Source organism: Kitasatospora sp. MMS16-BH015 (assembly GCF_002943525.1).
GTDB lineage: Bacteria > Actinomycetota > Actinomycetes > Streptomycetales > Streptomycetaceae > Kitasatospora.
This window is the reverse complement of record NZ_CP025394.1, coordinates 4502563-4522218: the sequence shown is the minus strand read 5'-3', so window position 1 is coordinate 4522218 and position 19656 is coordinate 4502563. Positions and strand designations below refer to the sequence as shown.

Here is a 19656-nt window from a genome sequence, read left to right as displayed (position 1 = left end):
CCGCGCCGGGAACCCCCTCCTGCCTCCCGGTGCGGCGCCGTCCTGGGTCGGCCGTCAGTCGGCCAGGGGGAGGTAGACCCGGTTGCCCTGGGCCGCGAACTCCTCGGACTTGGCCTTCATGCCCTCGACAGCCGCCTCGTCGTACTCCGGCGATGCCGCCCCGGCGCCGAACTTCTCATTGATGGATTTGCTGATCTTCATCGAAGACCACTTCAGGCCGGAACCGGCACATCGGCACCGGCATCGAGAACAACCGGCTGATCACGGTGACGCTGGCCGGCACAGTGACAAGGCCGGTGCCAGCTGTTCCCAGCTCTCGCATCCCACTAACCTCGGTCGCCTCATCCGCGTGATCCAGGGGGACACATGCAGGCTCGTAAAGTACGGTCGCTGTCAGCGGCGATCGCCGCGGTCATGGGAGCACTCATATTGGGCGGGTGCGGAACAGCCCAGCAACCGCACCCTGCGGGGCAAGCCGACCAGTCCACCGCTTCCAGCGGGGCCGCCAAGGTGCCGTTGACCGCTGCGCAGTTGCGAGAGCTCACCTTCAAGGACGGAGAGGTCCCGCAAGCGCACCAAGGCGGGATCGACGTCTCGCTTCCCAGCTTCGGTAGCAGGAGCAGTTCCTCCCCGCCTGTCTCAAACCCCGCTTGCCAAACCATCATCAACATCAGGACAGGTGTCGGAGCATCTGCGGCGGTCCACCAGATCTTCAACTGGAAGGACGACATCTGGCCCGGCGGGTCGATCCTCGCTGCCTATCCGGACGGGTCGGCTCAACGGACTTTCACCCAGCTCAGAGATTCCCTCAGCTCGTGCCGGAGTTACCGGGGGTCCGGCCGCACAGGCGAATTCACAGCAGAGATCCGGGTGGAGCAGGGTCCGCAGGTCGGGGACGAGGCGGTGAGCTTCCGCGAGCTCATCCCCACGAACGTCGGTTCGCCACAGGTTCGGAACGACCAGTTCACTGTGGTGCGCGCCGGAAGCACTATCGCCATCTTCAACATGCTCGATGTCGGTGGGAGTTCGACCTTCCCCCTGGAACTGATCAACAAGCAGGTCCAACGACTCCGGCAGGCGCAGTCCTCCAACGGCGGATAGACCTGTTGTGCGGGCAGCCCCCTACCGCCCACGACAACAGGCAGAGCGACGCGCCGGGAGACCCCCTTCGGCCTCCCGGTGCGGCGCCGTTCTGGGGCTGCCCGTCAGTCGGCCAGCGGGAGGTAGACCCGGTTGCCCTGGGCCGCGAACTCCTCGGACTTGGCCTTCATGCCCTCGACAGCCGCCTCGTCGTACTCCAGCGATGCCGCCCCGGCGCCGAACTTCTCATTGATGGATCGACTGATCTTCATCGACGACAACTTGGGCGCGGAAGCAGCACATTGGGAACTGTCGAACGTCCGAAGTGCTCGGTGGTCACAGTTCAGCCCAGGAGTGTGGCTCCAGATAGTCGTGATACCCCTGGAAGTACCAAGTGGCCAGGTCACTCAACCGCTCAATGCAGGCCCGGTAGTACCTGTCCGGCTCCGGTCTCGGGAATTGGGGGTGTGCGGTCCAGTCCGCCACCCAGGATGGGACGCTGTGAAAGCCTTCAGCCACCCAGCGATCGAGCTGGGTGGCTGCCTGGGTCTGCTCGCAGACGAGCCGCATGGCCCGTTCCAACCTACTGAAGGCCGCCCGGTCCCAGTGCAGGTCACACCGCAGCCGCAGCAGAAAGCTCCCCTCCTCGGCGTCGAACTCCTGGCTCAAGATGGTCAGGCCGGCATCCATGCTCGAGATCATGCCGACCAGCACTGACATATGGCGTCTCGGCCCGCGGCACGTTCATCGCCTCGGCGCCGCCACGGTTACCCGACCGCTGAAATCCGGTTCACAGAGGTCACCCGACAGGTGACCTTGCCACTCACCTGAGCCGTACCACCGGCCGTGTCCTCTGCCTTCTGGCCCGGTCCAAGGTGGTTCTGGAGCGCCGCGCCCTCAGCCACCCGGGTGCCGTTCGCGTCCACGAACTCCACCGAGATGCTGTAGTCCGAAGACTTCGAGCTGTGGTTGACGATCTCCAGCTTGGCGCTGGGGATCGAGGTCGTCGGGTCCACGTCGCAGGAGGTGACCGTCACATCCGCCTCCGGCGGGTGCGCCCCTCCGGTCGACTGCACGCCGCTACCGGTGGAGCTGGGGCTGGTCGGGGACTTCTTGCTGCTCCCCCCGACGGCTAGGACGATGACCACGATCAGCACGACGAGTAGCACGACCGCGCTGAGGCAGCCGACGAGAACACCCCGGCCGAAACGGCGCTTGGGAGGAGCCGGCGGCTGCTGGCTCCAACCTGGCGGCGGCGGCCCGTACGGCGACTGCCCGGGTGGCGGTTGCTGCCCCCACCCCTTGGCCGGTCCCCCCTGTCCATCGGCCGGCTCACCTTCGGGCCGTTCCTGGCCGGACGGCTGCTGATCAGTCATCGATCCGTCTCCCTACGCAGGCGTTGCCTCTCCAGGGAACCGCGCGAACAGGTTCGCCTAAGAACCGACTCGCGGAGACTAAGCCGAACGAGCAAGCCGAAGCGCCGCGCCGGGAGACCCCCTCCTGCCTCCCGGTGCGGCGCCGTTCTGGGTCGGCCGTCAGTCGGCCAGGGGGAGGTAGACCCGGTTGCCCTGGGCCGCGAACTCCTCGGACTTGGCCTTCATGCCCTCGACAGCCGCCTCGTCGTACTCCGGCGATGCCGCCCCGGCGCCGAACTTCTCATTGATGGTTTTGCTGATCTTCATCGAGCAGAACTTCGGGCCGCACATGGAGCAGAAGTGCGCGGTCTTGGCCGGCTCGGCCGGGAGCGTCTCGTCGTGGAAGTCGCGCGCGGTCTCCGGGTCGAGGGCCAGGTTGAACTGGTCCTCCCAGCGGAACTCGAAGCGGGCGTCGGAGAGCGCGTCGTCCCAGGCCTGGGCGCCGGGGTGGCCCTTGGCCAGGTCGGCGGCGTGGGCGGCGATCTTGTAGGTGATCACGCCGGTCTTGACGTCGTCCCGGTTGGGCAGGCCCAGGTGCTCCTTGGGCGTGACGTAGCAGAGCATCGCTGTGCCCCACCAGGCGATCATCGCCGCGCCGATGCCCGAGGTGATGTGGTCGTAACCGGGCGCCACGTCGGTGGTGAGCGGGCCGAGGGTGTAGAACGGCGCCTCGTCGCAGATCTCCTTCTGGAGATCCATGTTCTCCTTGATCTTGTTCATCGGGACGTGGCCCGGGCCCTCGATCATCACCTGCACGCCGCGCTCCCGGGCGATCCGCCCGAGTTCGCCCAGCGTCTGCAGCTCGGCGAACTGCGCCTCGTCGTTGGCGTCCGCGATCGAGCCCGGCCGCAGGCCGTCACCGAGCGAGAAGGTCACGTCATAGGCGGCGAGGATGTCGCAGAGCTCCTCGAAGTTGGTGTAGAGGAAGTTCTCCTGATGGTGCGCCAGACACCAGGCCGCCATGATCGAGCCGCCGCGCGAGACGATGCCGGTCTTGCGGCGGGCCGTCATCGGCACGTACCGCAGCAGCACGCCCGCGTGCACCGTCATGTAGTCGACGCCCTGCTCGCACTGCTCGATGATGGTGTCCCGGTAGACCTCCCAACTGAGGTCCTCCGCCCGGCCGTCCACCTTCTCCAGGGCCTGGTAGAGCGGCACGGTGCCGATCGGCACCGGGGAGTTGCGCAGGATCCACTCGCGGGTGGTGTGGATGTTGCGCCCGGTGGAGAGGTCCATGACCGTGTCGGCGCCCCAGCGGGTCGCCCAGGTCATCTTCTCCACCTCCTCCTCGATCGAGGAAGTCACCGCCGAGTTGCCGATGTTGGCGTTGATCTTGACCAGGAAGTTGGTGCCGATGATGGCCGGCTCCACCTCGGGGTGGTTCACGTTCAGCGGGATGACGGCCCGTCCGGCCGCGACCTCGCTGCGCACGAACTCCGCGTCCAGGCCCTCCCGGAGCGCGATGAACTCCATCTCCGGGGTGACGATCCCGCGCCGCGCGTAGGCGAGTTGGGTCACCGGTACTCCGTCACGTCCACGCAGCGGACGGCGCGGACGGCCCGGGAAGACGGCGTCCAGGTTGCGCAGGTTGCCACCGCGCGGGGAGGTGTGCTTGATGCCGTCGTCCTCCGGCCGGGCCTCCCGGCCGTCGTACTCCTCCACGTCGCCGCGCTGGCGGATCCAGGCGTCGCGCAGCGGCGGCAGGCCGCGCCGCACGTCGGCCTCGAAGGCCTGGTCGGTGTACGGACCGGAGGTGTCGTAGAGCGGGACGGTCTTGCCGTTGGTGAGCTGCACCTCGCGGTACGGGACGCGCAGGTCGGGCCGCGAACCCTCCCGGTACGCCTTGCGCCAGGCGGGCGTCGGGTACCCGGTGGAGGCACTGGTGACAGCGGTCTGGGCAGGGCTGTGCTGTGACTCGGACGTGGTCATGAGACCCTCTATCTCCCTACGCCGGCATTACCCGGTCAGGTTCCTGCGGTCGGCGCAGCAGGTGGATGCAGAGATCCGTCAGCGCCCTCTCAGCCCGGTGCTCCGAGCTCCCGTGTCGTCGGGCGGAATTGCCCGCGACAAGACATCCGCCACCGTAGCGGGCCGGAGGGAGCTGGTCCAGCAGGGTTCCAGCCGTCGGACGGGTGGCAGACTCCGGGCGTGACGACGGGGCCGGCATGACGAAAGGGCTCGCATGACGACGGGGATGATCGGGACCACCGGCCGGGTGACCGGGAGGATCGGCGCGGGCCTGGTGGGGGAGGTGCTGGTGCACGTCCCCGAGCGCGGCGGGACGGAGGCGTTCCTCGCCTACCTCGCGGTGCCCGGCGAGCCGCTGCCGATCGGGAGTCAGGTGCTGGTGGTCGAGTACCAGCCACCACGCACGGTGTACGTCGCGCCACTGACCGCATAACGACCCCGACAACCGGCACCCCGCCCTTCCCAACGGAATCCGACAGGCGCACAATCTCGATCTGCCACCGCGTCCCGCGCAACCCTGCACAACTCGCGCAGCCACGGGACGCCGGTGTGCCCTGAAGGGGGAATCTGCCGATGTTCATCGGCGTTTTGGGCGGCGCCATCGCCGCTGTCGTACTGGTCGTCGTGCTCTTCAAGATGATGTGGCGGGTCGCCGAGCCGGACGAGGCTCTCATCATCTCCGGCTCCAAGCACCGCACCGAGGGGGTCGGCGACGGGCTTGGCTTCCGCATCGTCACCGGCCGGGGCACGCTCGTGACCCCGGGCCTCCAGGTGGTCCGCCGGCTCTCGCTCGACCTCAACGAGGCCGACCTGGACGTCGAGTGCGTGACGTCCCAGGGCATCCCGGTGCACGTCAAGGGCGTCGTCATCTTCAAGGTGGGCGACGACCTGGTCTCGATCGCCAACGCGGCCCGCCGCTTCCTCGGCCAGCAGACCTCGATGGGCCCCCGGGTCCACAACGTCTTCGCCGGCCATCTCCGTTCCATCGTCGGCTCCTTGACGGTCGAGGACATGATCCGCGACCGCGAGCGGCTCACCGCCGAGACCCGGTCCGCCTCCGGCTCCGAGATGGAGAAGCTCGGCCTGATCATCGACTCGCTCCAGATCCAGGAGATCCTCGACCCGACCGGGTACATCACCAACCTGGCCGCCCCGCACGCCGCCGCCGTCCAGCGGGACGCCCGCATCGCGGCCGCCGCGGCCGACCGGATGGCCACCGAGGCCGAGCAGGAGGCCTTCGCCCGCAAGGCCGAGGCCACCCGCAACTCCGGTATCCAGCAGGCCGGTTACCAGGCCGAGCTGGAGAAGGCCACCGCCCACGCGATGCAGGCCGGCCCGCTGGCCCAGGCGGCCGCCCGCCAGGAGGTCGTGGTCCAGGAGACCAAGGTCGCCGAGCTGGAGGCCTTCCGCAAGGAGCAGCAGCTCCAGGCCGACGTCCGCAAGCCGGCCGACGCCCGCGCCTACGAGACCCGCACCAAGGCCGAGGCCGACCGCGACGCCCGGATCTCGGCCGCCCAGGCCCAGGCCAAGGAGACCGAGCTCAAGGCCGCCGCCGAGGCCAGCCGGGTCAAGGTCGCCGCCCTCGCCGAGGCCGAGGCCACCCGGGCCCGCGGTCTGGCCTCCGCCGAGGCCACCAAGGCCACCGGCCAGGCCGAGGCCGCCGCAGCCGAGGCCAAGGGCCTCGCGACCGCCGAGGCCGCCCGCGCCCTCGGTCTGGCCGAGGCGGAGTCGATCAAGGCCCGCGCGGCCGCCCTGGCCGAGAACCAGGAGGCCGTGGTCGCCCAGCAACTCGCCGAGAACTGGCCGGACATCGTCCGGGCCGGCGCCGAGGCCTTCGGCAACGTCGAGCACATGATCCTGCTGAACGGCGCGGAGGGCATGGGCGACATGTTCGCCAAGGCCCTCACCATGGGCGGCACCGGCCTCGGCCTGGCCCGCCAGCTCCTCAACTCGATGAACAGCCAACAGAGTTCACCGACGCCGGTGGCGGAAACCATTCCGATCCAGGAGTAACCACAGCAGGGGCGCGGGGAACTGCGCGATCAACCGTGCACGGAGGTGCATGGCCAGTCGCGCAGTTCCCCGCGCCCCCAGTGGGTTCACGCCACCAGTTCGGCGATCTTCCCGGCGAAGACGTTCCCCACCACCATCGCCAGCACGATCGCACCGACCAGCAGCAGCGTGCTCAGCCAGGCCATCGTCGCCACCGGCAGGGTGTACGCGAGGACGACCTTCGCCACGCACTCCGCGACCAGCGCCGTGCCCCAGACCAGCGTGAACGCCCGCTCGTACCGCCGGAAGAGGGCCCCGCCCGAGGCCCGCTCCCAAGCCGCCTCCTTCTCCGCCTCATCCCGGACGATGAACGGCCGCATCGCCGCCGTCATCATCGGCCGCCCGATCACCACCGAGGCCAGCATGCCGAGGCCGATCACGCTGCTGACCGCACCGTCCTTGGCGATCATCAGCCGGGGGTCGCCGGCCACGGCGGAGAGCGCGATGCCCACCAGGTTGACCATCAGCATCAGCAGGGCCGGCCCGTTCACCGAGCGGTCCCGCCGCAGCTGCGCCACCGTCCGCACCAGCGGCACCACGCTGCTGACCGCGAGCGAGGGCACCAGCCCGAGCCCGAGCACCGAGTGCGCCGCGTAGTACGCGCCCAGCGGCACCGCGATGTCCACCGCCACCGGGCGCAGCGCCGACCAGGGGCCGCCCTGCTGCTGTCCGACCGTCTTCTCGTTCACGCCGATCGCCATTGGTGTCCGCCCTTTCGGTTCCGCCCCGGTGCCGTTCCCGGCCGTGGCTCAACCATCCCGCGAGGGGCCCCACCCGCTGCAGTGCCTACCGTCCGGCAACCCGCATGACGGATGTCACCGGGCACACCGTGCACAACCGAAGACCCCGCCCCCGGAAGCTCCGGAGGCGGGGTCTCGACGTTCGATCGGACCAGGTCAGCTCTTGGCTGCCTTCTTCACCAGGATCCAGACGGCGGCGGCCACCCCGACCACCACCAGGGCCTTGATCACCAGCGCGAGCAGCGAGCTCACCACGCCGACCACGAACCAGATCAGGTTCCAGGCCAGGACCAGGACGATGATCGGGACGACGATGTTGCGCACCCAAGAGGGCAGCGACTTCCAGAGCTCAGCCATGTCGGTTCCTTCTCTCCCCTCGGGCTAGCGCCGGCTTCTCCGCCGCGTCCCGCTCGCTTTCGATACTTCGATCGTACGGGGGGCGTACCTGCGGAACGAGGGTTCCAGCCCCCGAGAGAACCCGGAGATCCCCCTGAGGCCGGGCCCCAGGGATCACCCCCAGCCACCGCGCCCGAGCGAGGTCAGACCGGCCAGGTCTCCCCGCGCCAGGCGGCGTCCCAGAACATCCACTCGTAGCGCGAGGTGCTGCTGAAGTGCTCCACCATCCGCCGCCGCTCGGCCGGGGAGACCTCCTCGCCGAGGCGGTCGGTGAGCGCCAGCACCCGCCGCACCACGGACTGGAACGCCTCGTCTCCGTAGGTGGAGATCCACTTGGCGTAGAGCGGGTCGGGGGAGGACTGCGCGAGCAGCTGCTCGCCGACCCGGGCGTAGATCCAGTAGCAGGGCAGCACGGCGGCCAGGCCCTCGGCGAAGGAGCCGCCGTAGACGGTGGCCAGCAGGTAGCTGGTGTACGCGCGGGTGGTCGGCAGCACCGGCTCGGCGGCGGCCTGCTCGGCGGTGTCGCCGAAGGCGGTGAGGAACTCGGCGTGCATGCCCTGCTCGGCGGCGAGCGCGCCGATCGCGTCGTCGGCGAAGGCCCGCACCTCCGCCTCCCCGGGCGCCTTGGCGGCGCAGACCGCCAGGGCCCGCGCGTAGTCGCGCAGGTAGTGCGAGTCCTGTACGACGAAGTGCCGGAAGGCCTCGCGCGGCAGCGTGCCGTCGGTCAGTCCGCCGAGGAAGGGGTGGGCCAGGATCTCGGCGTACACCGGCTCGACGGCAGCCCAGAGTTCTTCGGTAAGCGTGCTGGTCATACCGGCACGGTACCCGGCCGATCCGCCGGGCCCGGGAGGCCGCCTCAGTCCTCGGGCGGCGAGAAGACCACCAGCACCCGCAGCTCCTCGGTGACGTGGTGGAAGCGGTGCGGCACCCCGGCCGGCACGTACACCACGCAGCCGCGGCCGACCGTCGCGGTCTCGTCGCCGACGGTCAACTCGGCCCGGCCGCTGACGATCTGGTAGATCTCGTCCTGGGCGTGCGGGGTCTGGGTGTCGGTCTCACCCGGTGCCAGGGCGTACAGACCGGCGGACATGTGGCGCTCCTTCAGGAAGCGCAGGTACGCACCGTCGTTGGCCGCCCGCTCGGCGTCCAGCTGGTCCAACCGGAAGAGCTTCATCCTCGTCCCTCCACCCGTCCTCCGGTCATTGAACATCATCCGGCAGGGAGCTTCCGCCCGGCCCCCTGAGCTGCGACGATCGGCGGCATGAAGAGTTTCGTCATCAAAACGCTCATCAACGCGGCGGCCATCTGGGTGGCGGCCTGGATCGTCGACGGGATCACCCTCTCCGGGGGCGACTGGCAGCACAAGACGATCACCGTGATCGCCGTCGCCCTGGTCTTCGGGGTGGTGAACTGGCTGATCAAGCCGGTGGTGAAGCTGTTCTCGCTACCCCTGTTCATCCTGACCCTCGGCCTGGTCACCTTCCTCATCAACGCCCTGATGCTGTGGCTGACTTCCTGGGCCTCGGACAAGCTCAGCCTGGACTTCCACGTCCAGGGCTTCTGGGCGGCGCTGTTCGGCTCGCTGATCATCAGCCTGGTCTCCTGGGGCCTGCACCTGGCCTTCGACGACAAGGACTGACGCACCGCGAACGACAGGGGGCCCGGGCCGCACGCCCGGGCCCCCTTCGCACGTCCTCAGACCCCGCGCGCGCCGCCCTGGCTCAGGATGTCGGCCAGCTGCGCCTCGATCTCGTCCCCGGTGAGCTCCTGACCCATCGGCACCATCCGGTCCGTCCTGGTCAGGAAGGCGATCAGCGGGGGCGCGGCGGAGCGCAGCCGCGCCTCCCCCTCCGGGGAGCGCAACACGATCAGCACGTCGGCGAGTTCGCCGCCCACCGGGCGGACGTGCACGTCGCCCTCGCCGGTCGGGCGGCTGATGCCGTCGAGCAGCAGCTCGCGCGCGAAGACCCAGGCGACCGGGGCGTCGCCGGGCAGGTGGAAGGTGACGCGCACCGCGAACGGGTCGGCCGGGTCGTACTCCAGGTCGACCAGGAGGCGGAAGGAGAGCTCGTTCGAGACCACGAGGTGCATCACCACCTGGCCCTGGACTGTGCTGTGCATGCGCGAGTACCTCTACCTCTCGTTCTACGTCCTGCGTGTCGTGATCCCACCATGGTCCCCGTTCGGGGACGAAGCGGACAAGACGTGCTTTTTCAAATGGTGAACGAACTGCGGCGCGCCGTTACCGGACGAACGAGGGGGTCATCGCCCCGACCAGTCCGCGCAGCCGCTCGGCGGCGGCCGGCAGCCGGGCCGCCTCGGCCACCGGGAGCGAGAGCGCCATGGTCGCCACCGCCGCCCCGACGGTGATCGGCACCGCCGCGCAGACCGTGCCGAGTTGGTACTCCTGCCGCTCGAGCACCGGGCGGGTCGGCTCCACCGCGGCCAGCCGGCGCAGCAGCGCCGCCCGGTCGGTGAGGGTGGCCGGGGTGAGGTCCTGCGGCGGGTGGCGGGCCAGGTGGTCGCGCCGGCCCTCCTCGCCCAACTGCGAGAGCAGGCAGAGCCCGATGGCGTGCGCGTGCGCGGTGGCCCGGAAGTCGGCCCACTCCGCCACCGCCGGCCGGGCCGGGCCGGTCGCCACGTCCACCACCCGCACCTCGCCGTCCTGGTAGACCGCGTAGTACACCGCCGCACCCAACTCCTCGCCCAGCAGCGCCATCCGCTGCCGCAGACCGTCCTGCCAGGCGTGCCGGTCCTCGGCCCGGCCGATGGCGTCCACGGCCGCGCCGAAGTAGAACTTGCCGTCCAGCCGCCGCAGGTAGCCCTCGTGGGCGAGGGTGCGCAGCAAGTGGTACGTGGTGCCCAGCGGCAGCCCGGCCGTGCGGGCCAGCTGCTTGGCCGTCGCCCCGCGCTGCTGCTCGCCGACCGCCTCCAGCAGCCGCAGGGCCCGCTGCACCGAGGCGATCAGGGTGGGCGGCCGGCCGGTCCGCCTGGTCACCGCCCGGGCGGCGGGCCGGTCCGGGGGTCTGACGCCCCGTATGTTCCTCGCCGCGCCGCCCTCCGGCTCCGCGGCTTCGGCCCGACCCGTGCGTTCCATGGCGATTACCAGTCCCCGGTCGAGTCCTCATGCGGAGCGGGCAGGCGGAGTAATCCGCGCCGATTCGCCCGACTGGCGCTCATTGCAGCACAGGGCCGACGGGCCCGCAATCGCCCGAAGCCTTCCGTTCTTCACGCGACCTTCACTTCCATGGCATTTACCGGCGATTGACCCTTGCTTTACCCCTATTGTCTCCTGGCCGACCTCACCATCAAAGATCCATCGAACGACCGCCCACTCCCGGCAGCCGTACCGCCGCAACGCGGCGAATCAGCCGTTCGGCGCAGTCGAACCACCCACCGGGCGGTCGGCGGCGAGTTTCAGCCGTCCCGCCGCGCGGGAGACTCCCCGCTGTCCAGAGCTGTACCGAGCCCCCTCCGGAGGTGGCCATGACCGGCCCGGTCCGTCCCGTGGTGAAGCGCACTGCCCGGGCGATCCTGCTGGAGGTGGACCCGGACGACCCGCACGCCCCCGCCTCCCTGGTGCTGATCAAGCGCACCCGCCCGGGCGCCCGGCCGTACTGGATCACTCCCGGCGGCGGGGTCGAGCCCGAGGACAAGTCGGTGCTCGCCGCGCTGCACCGCGAGGTGGACGAGGAGCTCGGCGGCCGGGTCGAGGGGGTCGTGCACGCCTTCGTCGACACCGTCGCCCACTCCCACCACGAGGACGGCACGCCGGCCCACCCGCACGGCGTCAAGGTGCAGCACTTCTTCGTCTGCCGCCTCGCCGCGATGGACCCGAGCCGTCGGCACGGCCCCGAGGTGGACGAGCCCCAGGGCGAGTACGAGATCGTCCGGCTGCCCTTCACCCGCGAGGGCGTCACCTCGGTCAACGTCGTCCCCCCGTCGCTCCGCGCCTACCTGGCCGCCAACATCGAGGGCATCCGCGCGACCCTCGCCGCCGACCTCGACTGACGCGCCCACTCACCGGACCGGGGCCCACTCGCCGGCCCGGGGCCCGGGCTCAGGCCAGCTCGCCCACCAGGTCGTGGTGGATCGCCGTGGGCGCCACCCCGGCCCGCAGCAGCGCCCCCGCGGCCCGCCGCACCATCGCGGCGGGCCCGCTCAGGTACGCCGCCCGGCCGCGCCACGCCCCGCCCGGCCCGCCGATCACCTCGGGCAGCTCGCCCACCAGCGCTTCCCCGGTGACCACCGGCTCCGCCGAGACCATCGCCCGCACCGAGAGCCACCGGTGCACGGTCGCCAGTCGCCGCAGCTCCGCCAGCTCGTAGAGGTCCGCGCGCCGCCGCGCGCCGTAGAACACGTCCACCGCCCGGCCGCCCGCGCCGTGCTCGGCCACCTCCTCGACCAGGGCCCGGATCGGCGCTATGCCGGTGCCGCCGCCCAGGCAGAGCAGGTCCTCCCCGCCCGCGTGGTCCACCACCATCGCCCCGGCGGCGGGCCCGATCCGCAGCACGTCCCCGGGCGCGGCCCGGTGCACCAGCGCATTGCTCACCCAGCCCGCCGGCACCGCCTTGACCTGGAAGGTGAGCAGGCCGTCCGGGCGCGGGGCGGTGGCGAAGGAGAACTGCCGCCAGACCCGGGGCCACCAGGGCGTCTCCACCGAGGCGTGCTGGCCGGCCCGGTACGGGTACGCCTGGTCCGGCCGCAGCGTCAGCTCGACCACCTCCGGGGTGCGCAGCCGGTGCCCGACGATCTCCGCCTGCCACCAGGGCGGCGAGACCCGGGCCGCCTCCTCCGCCGCCTCGCTCATCACCTTGGCGATCAGCCCGTACACCCGGCGCCAGGCCAGCTCGGTCTCGGCGTCCCAGCGGCTGCCGCAGTAACGTTCCAGCGCGGCGATCAGGCACTCGCCGACCGGGCCGTAGTGGCCGGTCAGCGTGCCGTACTTCCGGTGCCCCCGGCCGAGCGCGGAGAGGTACTCGGTGAGCGCCGGCAGGTCGTCGGCGCCCCGAGCCGCCGCGAGCAGCGCCCGGAACAGCCGGTCGCGCTGTACGTCCATCGCGGCCGGGAAGAGCGCCCGCACCTCGGGGTGGTGCAGGAAGATCAGCGCGTAGAAGTGCGCGGTGGCCCGGTCCGCCACCGGTTCCACCACCGCCAGGCTGGCCCGGATCAACTCGATGTCCCGCGCCGTCGGCGCCCCGCCCTCGACCACGGCCGCCACCGGCTCGGGTGCGGCCGGCGGTGTCACCTCGGTCTCCCCGACCGTTCCGAGCGCCCAGGCCCGGCTCCAATGATCCCCGGGCCCGGCCCAGTTGAGCCCCGGCGCATCGGGGAACATCGGCTGGACCGGCGCCGCCGGGGGCACCTGTGCACCCGGCGCCACCCGCTCCACGACCCCGCCCACCGGTTCGGCCGACTGCGACAGGGCCACCACCGGCTGGACCACCGGCACCACCGGTACCATCGGCATCACCTGAGCCACCGACTGCACGTGCAGCACCGACCGCAGGTGCGCCACCGGCGGCAGCTCCGGCCGGGGCGGCACCACCAACTCGGCCGCCAGGGCCGGGTTTTCCGCCTCTGCCACCTCGACCCGAGCGGCCCCGGCTCCCGGCTCCACCGCCTCCGGCGCCTCGTCCTCCGGCTCGATCACCGGCATTCCCAGCCCCGGCACGGCAGCGACCGCCACCGACCCATGGCCCGCTCGGACCCTCAACGATGGTGTCTTCACCGCGATTTGACGAGTGCCCAAGAGAATCGCTTCGCTTCCGGTCGTCCCGTTTCCACGTCTGGCCCATCCCGCTGACGTCTCGGTAGCGTGCCACGCACAGACAGCTCATCCCACAAATCCGGCGAAGCCCGGACACCCACCCCATCAAAGCGCTACTCTCGCCCGCCGCGCCCCAGCCTTCGGCCCGCAGGTGCCCCCTGCCGGAACCGGCTCCACCACCTCCGCCCGGCGCCCATTCCCCGCGCGCACGCAGGCGAGGCGGCCACCCGGTCGGGTGGCCGCCTCGGTGAAGCCGGACGGGCTGGTCAGAGCTGGCGCAGGAGCATGCCGGGCTGCTCGACGCAGTCGGCGACGAAGCGGAGGAAGCCGCCGGCCGTGCCGCCGTCGCAGACGCGGTGGTCGAAGGTGAATGAGAGCTGGGTGACCTGGCGGACGGCCAACTCGCCCTGGTGCACCCAGGGCTTGGCCACGATCCGGCCGACGCCGAGCATGGCGGCCTCGGGGTGGTTGAGGATCGGGGTGGAGCCGTCCACACCGAAGACGCCGTAGTTGTTGAGGGTGAAGGTGCCGCCGGTCAGCTCGGCCGGCTTGAGCGCGCCGGTCCGGGCACCCTCGGTCAACCTTCCCAGCTCCTCGCCGAGTTGGTCGGTGCTGCGCAGGTGCGCGTCCCGGACCACCGGGACGACCAGGCCGCGCTCGCCCTGGGCGGCGAAGCCCAGGTGCACCACGGAGTGCCGGATGATCCCCGAACCGTCCTCGGTGACACTGGAGTTGAGCTCCGGGAAGCGGTCCAGCGCGACCGTGCAGATCTTGGCGAGCAGCGCGAGCACGCTCACCTTGGGCCCCGGGGTGGCATTCAACTGCCGGCGCAGCGCCATCAGTTCGGTGGCATCGGCGTCCACCCAGCAGGTCGCGGCCGGGATCTCCCGGTGGCTGCGGCTGAGCTTCTCGGCCACCGCCTTGCGCAGCCCGCGCAGCGGGATGACCCCCTCGGCCGAAGCCGCAGCCGAAGCCGCAGCGGTAGCGGAAGCCGCAGCGGCCGGAGCGGTCACCTTCGCCGCGACCGCCCGTTCCACGTCCGCCCGCATGATCAGCCCGTCCGGCCCGCTGCCGGTCAGCGCGGTCAGGTCGACGCCCTGCTCCCGGGCCAACCGCCGCACCAGCGGCGAGATCACCGGCACCACGACCGGGACGGGCGCCACCGGAGCAGCCACGGCAACCGGAGCCGGAACCAGAGTCAGAGCAGCAGCCGGAGCCGGAGCAGCAGCAGTGACCGGAGCGACCCCGACCCTCGCCCGCCGCCCGCCCTTGGCGGGCTCGGCCACGCCGTACCCGACCAGCGGCCGCTCGGCGGCCACCGCGGCGGCGGCCGCCGCCTCCGCGGCCACCAGTGCCTCGGCACCCTCCGCCGGCGCCACCGCGACGGTGATCAGCGGGGCGCCGACGGCGATCTCCTCGCCCTCCGCGCCGTAGAGGGCGGTGACCACGCCGCCGTACGGGCAGGGCACCTCCACCACGGCCTTGGCGGTCTCCACCTCGACCACCGGCTGGTCGATCGCGATGACCTCGCCGACCTCGACCATCCAGCGGACCACCTCGGCCCCGGTGAGCCCCTCACCGAGATCGGGCAGCTTGAACTCCCGCACCACCGGCATCATCGTCCGTCCTCCCACTGGAGCCGGGCGACGGCGTCCAGGATCCGGTCCACCCCGGGCAGGTGATGGTGCTCCAGCATCGGCGGCGGGAAGGGGATGTCGAAGCCCGTGACCCGCAGCACCGGCGCGGCCAGGTGGTGGAAGCAGCGCTCGGTGACCCGGGCGGCGATCTCCGCACCGGGGCCGCCGAAGCCGGTGGCCTCGTGCACCACCACGGCCCGCCCGATCGAGCGGACCACCTCGCAGACCGTCTGCTCGTCGAAGGGCACCAGGGTGCGCAGGTCGAGCACCGCGAGGTCCCAGCCCTCGGCCTTGGCGGCCTCGGCCGCGTCCAGGCAGATCGGCAGCGAGGGGCCGTAGGTGATCAGCACCGCCGAGCGGCCGTCCCGCTTCAGCGCGGCCTTGCCGATCGGCGGCACCGCGAGCGACGGGTCCCACTCGCTCTTGCCCCAGTAGAGCCGCTTGGGCTCCAGGAAGACCACGGGGTCGTCGGAGGCGATCGAGGCGCGCAGCAGGCCGTAGGCGTCCTCGACCGTGGCCGGGGTCACCACGTGCAGGCCGGGGGTGGAGGCGTAGTACGCCTCGGAGGAGTCGCTGTGGTGCTCGACGCCGCCGATACCGCCGCCGTAGGGGACGCGGATGGTGATCGGCAGCGGCAGCCTGCCGGCCGTGCGGTTGCGCATCTTGGCGACGTGCGAGACGAGCTGCTCCATCGCCGGGTAGGCGAAGGCGTCGAACTGCATCTCCACCACCGGGCGCAGGCCGTACATCGCCATGCCGATCGCGGTGCCGAGGATGCCCGCCTCGGCGAGCGGGGTGTTGAGGCAGCGGTCCTCGCCGAACTCGGCCGTCAGGCCGTCGGTGATCCGGAAGACGCCGCCGAGCGCGCCGACGTCCTCGCCGAGCACGTGCACGGTCGGGTCGGCCCGCATCTCGTCCTTGAGGGCCAGGTTGAGCGCCTGGGCCATGGTGGAGGTGCGCAGTGCGGTGGCCGTGGTCATCGGGCTTCCACCTCGGCCTCGGCCGCCAGCTCCGCCGCCAACTGGGCCGACTGCTCGCGCAGTTGCGGGGTCATCTCGGCGTATACGTGGGTGAAGAGCGACATCGGGTCCAATTCGGGTTCGGCGTGGAACTCGGCGCGCATCCGGGCGGCCAGCGCCTCGGCCTCCTCGGCGGCCTCCCGGACGAGCTCGTCGTCGAGCACGCCGGCCGGGCGCAGGTGGCGCTCCATCAGCAGGATCGGGTCGTGCTCGCGCCAGGCGGTGACCTCGGCCTCCTCGCGGTACCGGGTGGCGTCGTCGGCGTTGGTGTGCGCCTCGATCCGGTAGGTGAGCGCCTCGATCAGGGTCGGGCCGCCGCCGGCGCGGGCCCGCTCGACGGCCTCGCTGAGCACCGCGTGCATGGCCGCCGCGTCGTTGCCGTCCACCAGCCGGCCGGGCATGCCGTAGCCGACGGCCTTGTGGGCCAGGCTGGGCGCCGCCGACTGCTGGGTGAGCGGCACCGAGATGGCGTAGCCGTTGTTCTGCACCAGGAAGACCACCGGCGCGTTGAGCACGGCGGCGAAGTTCAGCGCCTCGTGGAAGTCGCCCTCGCTGGTGCCGCCGTCGCCGAGCATGGCGAGCGCGACGGTCTGGTCGCCGGCCAGCCGGGCCGCGTGGGCCAGGCCCACGGCGTGCGGGGCCTGGGTGGCGAGCGGGGTGCTCAGCGGGGCCGTCCGGGTGGCCTTGGGGTCGTAGCCGGTGTGCGCGCTGCCGCGCAGCAGGGTGAGCGCCTCCAGCGGGTCGACGCCCCGGGAGACCACCGCGAGGGTGTCGCGGTAGCTGGGGAACAGCCAGTCCTGCGGGCGCAGCGCCAGCGCGGCGGCCACCTCACAGGCCTCCTGGCCGGTGGAGGCGGGGTAGACCGCCAGCCGGCCCTGCTTGGTGAGGGTGGTGGCCTGCTGGTTGTAGCGGCGGCCGACCACCAGGCGGCGGTAGAGCTCGCGCAGCAGGGCGGGGTCGGTCTTGGTCTGGGCCTCGGTGCCGAGAACGCGGAGCGGCGAGGAGTCCGGCAGCAGGGGAGCCGGGTCGGTCCGCGGGGCGGTCGCTCCAGGGAGCCAGCCCGGCACGGTGGCCGGGTGCCTGTGGTCGAGGACGGTCATCTCGGGCACCTCCGGGGGTGTGGGGGGTGCGGCAGGGGTGCCGTGGGTGAGCGGAGGGGCACCGGGGCTCTCGCCTGGGCACTTCCTCCCTACCGATTGTTCGGTCGCTTGGTCATTCTGACCAGAGTTGCGTCACGGTGGTGGACATACGGCCGAGTAGGCGGTCTGCTGGTGGCACTACGTCCATACTGAGAGGGTGGGGGGCCGTGTCGGGTGAACAGATGTCCAGGTCTGACCGGGCTGGCCAGTTGGACCGGGTGGACCGTGCGATCCTTCGGTTGCTGCAACAGGACGGCCGGGCGTCGATCCGTTCGGTCGCCGAGCGGGTGCACGTCTCCCGCGCGAACGCGTACGCCCGCATCTCCAGGATGGTCGAGGACGGCGTGATCCGCGGCTTCACCGCCCGGGTCGACCACGAACGGGCCGGGCAGGGCGCGACGGCCTACCTCACCCTGAAGATCGTGCAGAACTCCTGGCGCACCGTCCGCGAGCAGCTGCTCGCCCTCCCGGGCGTCGCGCACATCGCACTGGTCGGCGGCGAATTCGACGTCCTGCTGCTGGTGCACGCGGCCGACAACCAGGCCCTGCGCGAGCTGGTGCTGGGCCGGATCCAGGCCATCCCGCAGGTGCTCTCCAGCCAGACCATGCTGGTCTTCGAGGAGACCGACCAGGTGCCGCCGGTGTGAGTGCCCCTTACCGCGCCCGCAGGCCGTCGAAGGCCAGGTGCACCACGGCCTCGGCCACCCCGTCGGCGCCCCGGGCGCCCGGGCGGTACCACTCCACCACCGAGTTGATCATGCCGAAGAGCAGCCGGGTGGCCAGCCGGGGCTCCACGTCCGAGCGCAGTTCACCCGCGACCACGGCGGCCCGCAGCAGCTCGGAGACCTGGTGGTCGAAGTCCCGGCGCCGCTCCAGCGCCCACTGCTCGGTCGCGGTGTTGCCCCGCACCCGCAGCAGCAGCGTCACGTAGGGCAGCTCGGCCAGCAGCACCTCGGTGGTGCGCCGCACCACGTGCTCCAGCCGGTCCACCGGCCGGCCCGCGACGGCCGCCGGCTCGGCCAGGATGGCGAAGAGCGCGTCCAGCGCCCGCCCCACGGCGAGCCGCAGCAGCTCCTCCTTGCCCCGCACGTGGTGGTAGATCGAGGATTTCGAGATCCCGGCCGCCCGCGACAGGTCCTCCATCGAGGTGCCGTCGTACCCGCGCTCGTTGAAGACCCCCACCGTCACGGCGAGCAGGGAGTCGACGGTGTAGGCGGTGCGGGTGGTGTTCTCGGCCATGCGACCGAGTATCCCCGCCCGGCCGACAGCTCGTCAGCCCGGGGCACCGCCCCGATCCCGCCACGGCACCCGCGTGCCCCGGGGCCGCCGCTCCTCAGACGCCGGCCCGCTCCCCCTCGTGCCGCGGCCCGACCATCGCCGGGGAATCACCGGCGGCGTCACCGGCGGTGCCCTCCGCCGAGTCGTAGCCGACGAAGTACGTCGGGCGCCGCTGCACCGCCGTGTAGATCCGCCCGATGTACTCGCCCAGCAGGCCCACGCAGATCAGCTGCACCGCCCCGATGAAGAGCAGCCCGACGAAGAGCGAGGTCCACCCCGGCACGGTCTTGCCCTCCCCGTAGGCCACCAGGCTGAAGACCAGCAGGCCCAGGCAGGCGAAGAAGCTGGTCACGCCCAGCCAGGTGGCGATCCGCAGCGGGGCGGCCGAGAAGCCGGTGATGCTGTCCACCGCGAGGCCGATCATCTTGCTCAGCGGGTACTTGGTCTCGCCCGCCACCCGCTCCTCCCGCTGGTAGTGCACCTCCCCGCTCGGGAAGCCCAGCCAGGGCACCAGCAGGCGGTAGACCCGCTGCTGGTCGGGCAGCTGCTTGAGCGCCTCCACGGCCTCCCGGCTGAGCAGCCGGAAGTCACCCGCCTGGGCGGGCATCTGCTTGCCGACCAGCCGCCGCATCAGGCCGTAGTAGACCCCGGCCGTGCGGCGCTTGAAGCCGGTGTCGGTGGAGCGGTCGGTGCGCACCCCGTAGACGATGTCGAGCCCGTCCCGGCGGGCCAGCGCCAGCATCTCGGCGATCTTCTCCGGCGGGTCCTGGAGGTCGGCGTCGATGCTGGCCACGTACGCGCCGCGGGCGCGGTGCAGGCCGGCCGTGAGCGCGGCCTGGTGGCCGGAGTTGCGGCGCAGCCGGACCACCCGCAGCTCGGGCCAGGTCTCCCGCAGGTCGGCGAGGACGGCCGCGGTCTTGTCGCGGCTGCCGTCGTCGACGGCCACCACCTCGTACCGCACCGCAGTGCCCTCCAGGGCCGGGCGGAGCCGGGCGGCGAGGGCAGGGAGCGCTTCCTCTTCGTTGTACATGGGGATGACCACGGAGAGGGTGATCCCGGTACTCGCTGACGTCATCAGGCTTTTCCCGCCGCTGGCCTTGATTGATGGGCTGGTCGGATTTTACAAGCGGCTCGCTGAGAGCCGGGTGAGGAAGATCCCCCC

At 71.5% G+C, this 19656-nt stretch carries 23 protein-coding genes and 1 riboswitch; of the genes, 6 read left to right on the top strand and 17 right to left on the bottom strand.

The features are described from left to right. Positions 1-54: 54 nt before the first annotated feature. Entirely contained in the window at positions 55-201 is a 147-nt protein-coding gene (locus CFP65_RS39050; protein WP_158702255.1) for a hypothetical protein, read from the bottom strand. A gap of 165 nt (positions 202-366) precedes the next feature. Here CFP65_RS39050 and CFP65_RS19570 point away from each other — a divergent pair, with 165 nt between their 5' ends. Then, positions 367-1101, top strand: coding sequence for a hypothetical protein (locus CFP65_RS19570; protein WP_254552467.1), 735 nt, complete (start codon positions 367-369; stop codon positions 1099-1101). A gap of 104 nt (positions 1102-1205) precedes the next feature. On the opposite strand, the gene CFP65_RS39045 is transcribed toward CFP65_RS19570, so the two are convergent. From CFP65_RS39045 to thiC, 4 genes are all read right to left on the bottom strand, one after another. Beyond that, the gene (locus tag CFP65_RS39045) at positions 1206-1352 is read right to left on the bottom strand and encodes a hypothetical protein (RefSeq protein WP_158702254.1); all 147 of its coding nucleotides are present in this window, start codon (positions 1350-1352) and stop codon (positions 1206-1208) included. Between the two features lie 64 nt (positions 1353-1416). After that, entirely contained in the window at positions 1417-1770 is a 354-nt protein-coding gene (locus tag CFP65_RS19565) for a hypothetical protein (RefSeq protein ID WP_104820987.1), read from the bottom strand. 77 nt (positions 1771-1847) lie between these two features. Then, complete coding sequence (locus CFP65_RS19560) at positions 1848-2249, bottom strand: hypothetical protein (protein WP_104817383.1); 402 nt, start codon at positions 2247-2249, stop codon at positions 1848-1850. 366 nt (positions 2250-2615) lie between these two features. Further along, on the bottom strand, positions 2616-4424 hold the full coding sequence (gene thiC, locus CFP65_RS19555; protein ID WP_104817382.1) for a phosphomethylpyrimidine synthase ThiC: 1809 nt from the start codon (positions 4422-4424) through the stop codon (positions 2616-2618). After that, positions 4420-4548, bottom strand: a riboswitch (TPP riboswitch). Its footprint overlaps the gene before it by 5 nt. Before the next feature lie 141 nt (positions 4549-4689). Between thiC and CFP65_RS19550 the strand changes: the two genes are divergently transcribed. Beyond that, positions 4690-4896: a hypothetical protein gene (locus CFP65_RS19550; RefSeq protein WP_104817381.1), complete on the top strand. Its 207-nt coding sequence runs from the start codon at positions 4690-4692 to the stop codon at positions 4894-4896. Between the two features lie 140 nt (positions 4897-5036). Then, complete coding sequence (locus CFP65_RS19545; RefSeq protein WP_104817380.1) at positions 5037-6476, top strand: flotillin family protein; 1440 nt, start codon at positions 5037-5039, stop codon at positions 6474-6476. Positions 6477-6562: 86 nt separating this feature from the next. Here CFP65_RS19545 and CFP65_RS19540 read toward each other — a convergent pair whose 3' ends face one another. The 4 genes from CFP65_RS19540 to CFP65_RS19525 all read right to left on the bottom strand — a co-directional run bounded on the left by CFP65_RS19540 (position 6563) and on the right by CFP65_RS19525 (position 8825). Further along, a complete protein-coding gene (locus CFP65_RS19540) occupies positions 6563-7204 on the bottom strand; it encodes a VC0807 family protein (RefSeq protein WP_254552466.1) in 642 nt (213 codons plus the stop codon). A gap of 207 nt (positions 7205-7411) precedes the next feature. After that, positions 7412-7612, bottom strand: a complete 201-nt coding sequence (locus CFP65_RS19535) for a DUF5326 family protein (protein WP_104817378.1) — start codon at positions 7610-7612, stop codon at positions 7412-7414. A 182-nt stretch (positions 7613-7794) separates the two neighbouring features. Continuing rightward, positions 7795-8463: a thiaminase II gene (gene tenA, locus CFP65_RS19530; RefSeq protein WP_104817377.1), complete on the bottom strand. Its 669-nt coding sequence runs from the start codon at positions 8461-8463 to the stop codon at positions 7795-7797. A 44-nt stretch (positions 8464-8507) separates the two neighbouring features. After that, a complete protein-coding gene (locus tag CFP65_RS19525) occupies positions 8508-8825 on the bottom strand; it encodes a cupin domain-containing protein (protein WP_104817376.1) in 318 nt (105 codons plus the stop codon). An 87-nt stretch (positions 8826-8912) separates the two neighbouring features. On the opposite strand from CFP65_RS19525, the gene CFP65_RS19520 reads away from it, so the two are divergent. After that, positions 8913-9290, top strand: a complete 378-nt coding sequence (locus CFP65_RS19520; RefSeq protein ID WP_104817375.1) for a phage holin family protein — start codon at positions 8913-8915, stop codon at positions 9288-9290. A 56-nt stretch (positions 9291-9346) separates the two neighbouring features. On the opposite strand, the gene CFP65_RS19515 is transcribed toward CFP65_RS19520, so the two are convergent. Together CFP65_RS19515 and CFP65_RS19510 are read right to left on the bottom strand one after the other, a co-directional pair. Beyond that, a complete protein-coding gene (locus CFP65_RS19515) occupies positions 9347-9772 on the bottom strand; it encodes an SsgA family sporulation/cell division regulator (protein ID WP_104817374.1) in 426 nt (141 codons plus the stop codon). A gap of 121 nt (positions 9773-9893) precedes the next feature. Then, positions 9894-10748, bottom strand: a complete 855-nt coding sequence (locus tag CFP65_RS19510; protein WP_104817373.1) for an IclR family transcriptional regulator — start codon at positions 10746-10748, stop codon at positions 9894-9896. Between the two features lie 389 nt (positions 10749-11137). On the opposite strand from CFP65_RS19510, the gene CFP65_RS19505 reads away from it, so the two are divergent. Continuing rightward, complete coding sequence (locus tag CFP65_RS19505; protein ID WP_104817372.1) at positions 11138-11662, top strand: NUDIX domain-containing protein; 525 nt, start codon at positions 11138-11140, stop codon at positions 11660-11662. 49 nt (positions 11663-11711) lie between these two features. Here CFP65_RS19505 and CFP65_RS19500 read toward each other — a convergent pair whose 3' ends face one another. From CFP65_RS19500 to pdhA, 4 genes are all read right to left on the bottom strand, one after another. Then, positions 11712-13304, bottom strand: coding sequence for a globin domain-containing protein (locus CFP65_RS19500; protein WP_254552465.1), 1593 nt, complete (start codon positions 13302-13304; stop codon positions 11712-11714). A gap of 383 nt (positions 13305-13687) precedes the next feature. Next, entirely contained in the window at positions 13688-15037 is a 1350-nt protein-coding gene (locus CFP65_RS19495) for a dihydrolipoamide acetyltransferase family protein (protein ID WP_174805644.1), read from the bottom strand. After that, positions 15037-16038, bottom strand: a complete 1002-nt coding sequence (locus tag CFP65_RS19490) for an alpha-ketoacid dehydrogenase subunit beta (protein WP_104817370.1) — start codon at positions 16036-16038, stop codon at positions 15037-15039. Before CFP65_RS19490 ends, CFP65_RS19495 begins: the two co-directional genes overlap by 1 nt. Then, complete coding sequence (gene pdhA / locus CFP65_RS19485; protein WP_104817369.1) at positions 16035-17177, bottom strand: pyruvate dehydrogenase (acetyl-transferring) E1 component subunit alpha; 1143 nt, start codon at positions 17175-17177, stop codon at positions 16035-16037. The genes CFP65_RS19490 and pdhA overlap by 4 nt, the downstream gene beginning before the upstream one ends. Positions 17178-17398: 221 nt before the next feature. On the opposite strand from pdhA, the gene CFP65_RS19480 reads away from it, so the two are divergent. Next, positions 17399-17863, top strand: a complete 465-nt coding sequence (locus CFP65_RS19480; RefSeq protein WP_104817368.1) for an Lrp/AsnC family transcriptional regulator — start codon at positions 17399-17401, stop codon at positions 17861-17863. Between the two features lie 7 nt (positions 17864-17870). On the opposite strand, the gene CFP65_RS19475 is transcribed toward CFP65_RS19480, so the two are convergent. Both CFP65_RS19475 and CFP65_RS19470 read right to left on the bottom strand, forming a co-directional pair. Then, complete coding sequence (locus CFP65_RS19475) at positions 17871-18455, bottom strand: TetR/AcrR family transcriptional regulator (protein WP_104817367.1); 585 nt, start codon at positions 18453-18455, stop codon at positions 17871-17873. 94 nt (positions 18456-18549) lie between these two features. Continuing rightward, positions 18550-19569 (bottom strand): glycosyltransferase family 2 protein, encoded by a 1020-nt coding sequence (locus CFP65_RS19470; protein WP_104817366.1) that lies wholly within the window; start codon positions 19567-19569, stop codon positions 18550-18552. Between the last annotated feature and the right edge of the window lie 87 nt (positions 19570-19656).

Excerpts from the sequence above, each read along its gene's own strand:
- CFP65_RS39050 (WP_158702255.1), bottom strand. The coding sequence starts at position 201 with ATGAAGATCAGCAAATCCATCAATGAGAAGTTCGGCGCCGGGGCGGCA.
- CFP65_RS19570 (WP_254552467.1), top strand. The coding sequence starts at position 367 with ATGCAGGCTCGTAAAGTACGGTCGCTGTCAGCGGCGATCGCCGCGGTC.
- CFP65_RS39045 (WP_158702254.1), bottom strand. The coding sequence starts at position 1,352 with ATGAAGATCAGTCGATCCATCAATGAGAAGTTCGGCGCCGGGGCGGCA.
- CFP65_RS19565 (WP_104820987.1), bottom strand. The coding sequence starts at position 1,770 with ATGGATGCCGGCCTGACCATCTTGAGCCAGGAGTTCGACGCCGAGGAG.
- thiC (WP_104817382.1), bottom strand. The coding sequence starts at position 4,424 with ATGACCACGTCCGAGTCACAGCACAGCCCTGCCCAGACCGCTGTCACC.
- CFP65_RS19550 (WP_104817381.1), top strand. The coding sequence starts at position 4,690 with ATGATCGGGACCACCGGCCGGGTGACCGGGAGGATCGGCGCGGGCCTG.
- CFP65_RS19545 (WP_104817380.1), top strand. The coding sequence starts at position 5,037 with ATGTTCATCGGCGTTTTGGGCGGCGCCATCGCCGCTGTCGTACTGGTC.
- CFP65_RS19535 (WP_104817378.1), bottom strand. The coding sequence starts at position 7,612 with ATGGCTGAGCTCTGGAAGTCGCTGCCCTCTTGGGTGCGCAACATCGTC.
- tenA (WP_104817377.1), bottom strand. The coding sequence starts at position 8,463 with ATGACCAGCACGCTTACCGAAGAACTCTGGGCTGCCGTCGAGCCGGTG.
- CFP65_RS19525 (WP_104817376.1), bottom strand. The coding sequence starts at position 8,825 with ATGAAGCTCTTCCGGTTGGACCAGCTGGACGCCGAGCGGGCGGCCAAC.
- CFP65_RS19520 (WP_104817375.1), top strand. The coding sequence starts at position 8,913 with ATGAAGAGTTTCGTCATCAAAACGCTCATCAACGCGGCGGCCATCTGG.
- CFP65_RS19515 (WP_104817374.1), bottom strand. The coding sequence starts at position 9,772 with ATGCACAGCACAGTCCAGGGCCAGGTGGTGATGCACCTCGTGGTCTCG.
- CFP65_RS19510 (WP_104817373.1), bottom strand. The coding sequence starts at position 10,748 with ATGGAACGCACGGGTCGGGCCGAAGCCGCGGAGCCGGAGGGCGGCGCG.
- CFP65_RS19505 (WP_104817372.1), top strand. The coding sequence starts at position 11,138 with ATGACCGGCCCGGTCCGTCCCGTGGTGAAGCGCACTGCCCGGGCGATC.
- CFP65_RS19495 (WP_174805644.1), bottom strand. The coding sequence starts at position 15,037 with ATGCCGGTGGTGCGGGAGTTCAAGCTGCCCGATCTCGGTGAGGGGCTC.
- CFP65_RS19490 (WP_104817370.1), bottom strand. The coding sequence starts at position 16,038 with ATGACCACGGCCACCGCACTGCGCACCTCCACCATGGCCCAGGCGCTC.
- pdhA (WP_104817369.1), bottom strand. The coding sequence starts at position 17,177 with ATGACCGTCCTCGACCACAGGCACCCGGCCACCGTGCCGGGCTGGCTC.
- CFP65_RS19480 (WP_104817368.1), top strand. The coding sequence starts at position 17,399 with ATGTCCAGGTCTGACCGGGCTGGCCAGTTGGACCGGGTGGACCGTGCG.
- CFP65_RS19475 (WP_104817367.1), bottom strand. The coding sequence starts at position 18,455 with ATGGCCGAGAACACCACCCGCACCGCCTACACCGTCGACTCCCTGCTC.
- CFP65_RS19470 (WP_104817366.1), bottom strand. The coding sequence starts at position 19,569 with ATGACGTCAGCGAGTACCGGGATCACCCTCTCCGTGGTCATCCCCATG.